This is a genomic window from Chachezhania sediminis (assembly GCF_009765275.1).
Lineage (GTDB): Bacteria > Pseudomonadota > Alphaproteobacteria > Rhodobacterales > Rhodobacteraceae > Chachezhania > Chachezhania sediminis.
The window spans coordinates 1-1,330 of sequence record NZ_VOPH01000027.1 but is presented as its reverse complement, the minus strand read 5'-3'; the positions used below and the strand labels follow the sequence as shown (position 1 = coordinate 1,330).

The 1,330-nt window shown below is 60.7% G+C and carries 1 protein-coding gene, 1 tRNA gene and 1 pseudogene; 1 reads left to right on the top strand and 2 read right to left on the bottom strand.

What is annotated here, in order from left to right; translation table 11 throughout:
* Nucleotides 1–198 precede the first annotated feature (198 nt).
* Nucleotides 199–275, bottom strand: a tRNA-Met gene (locus tag FQK05_RS25755).
* 168 nt (nt 276–443) lie between these two features.
* Entirely contained in the window at nt 444–977 is a 534-nt protein-coding gene (locus FQK05_RS25750; RefSeq protein WP_233270693.1) for an MFS transporter, read from the bottom strand.
* 197 nt (nt 978–1,174) lie between these two features.
* On the opposite strand from FQK05_RS25750, the pseudogene FQK05_RS25745 reads away from it, so the two are divergent.
* Nucleotides 1,175–1,330: pseudogene (locus tag FQK05_RS25745) on the top strand (transposase); the annotation flags it as partial.

The following is a 1,330-nucleotide window of genomic DNA, read 5'->3' as shown; positions in this document are numbered from 1 at the left end:
CATCACCATCTGAACCGCCCGCTCGCGGAACTCCGCCGGGTACGGGCTCGTCGTATTCTTCTTCCTGTCCATGGAGAGCTATCCTTTGAGAATTTTGCTCTCCGGGCAAGCCGGGGCGGTTCAATCTCGCTAGAATCCTTACACTTTCGGTGCAAAGGAAAAACCCCGCCAGAGGGGCGGGGTTATCGCAAGTAACGATGGTTGCGGGAGTAGGATTTGAACCTACGACCTTCAGGTTATGAGCCTGACGAGCTACCGGGCTGCTCCATCCCGCGCCAATGAGGGTGAACTAAAGGGAGTCGGGACCGAGCGCAAGGGGGGCCGGTCCAAATAATGTTACATTTCGTAGGGTCACCCCCGTGGACCGCGAAAAAGATGTGATGGGCAGCAGAGTCGTCGCGCACCGATTGTCATTTCTCAAACTCGGGTCCCGTTTCGGGCGATCAGAACTCCACCGCCTCCAGGCTCCGGCCCTTGGTTTCGATCTGAAAGCGCCAGGTGATCACCGCACCCAGAATCGACGTACCGACCAGGACGCAGAGCAGGATCTGAGTCCCGATATCCGCAAGCAGGAACGGGAACAGGAAGGTCGTCGTCACCGCCCCGATCTTCGCAAAGGACGCGGCGAATCCGGCCCCCAGCCCCCGCACCCGGGTTGGAAAGACCTCGCCCGCGATCAGGTAGGTCTGAGCTTTGGGGCCAAGGTTGGTCATGAAATTGAAGGTCATGAACCCGGCAAAGATCAAGACCAGCTCCATCTGCGAGCCATCGGGACAGAGCTGTGATACAACAGCGATCAGCAGGCCCACCGCGCAGCCCAGGAAGCCGAAGATCTGCAGGCCCATCCGGCCGATCCTGTCGGACAGGACGACGGAAAAGACGATGCCGACCACCAGCAGCAGATCCAGAAAGGCCGTGCCCTTGGCTGCGATGATGTCGTTAGACACCAGATCGGCCATCCGTTCCGCATAGGCCATGCGATCCGCCCAGGGGAGCCCGTCTCCGCCGCTCTGCATTTCCTCGCGAATGATCGCGCGGCCGGATTCGCCAACGAGCCTGGCCGTCACTGATGCGAGCTGCGCTTTGGCCTGCTCATATGCCCGCTGCGTGCGTTTGACGAGGCCCGCAGCTTCGAGGGCCAGGAAGGCGTCACAGACGGCCCTCCGCCAGATCACTACGGTCGAAGCGGCGGCTGTGTGAAGAGGTGCATCTGAACCTGGCTTATCGGTGGTTTTGCCGGCTGGACCTCAGCGACCAGGTGCCGGATCACTCGACCTTTTCCAAGAACCGGCACGGTCGGTTCCGTGACAGCGAACTGCTACGCCACCTG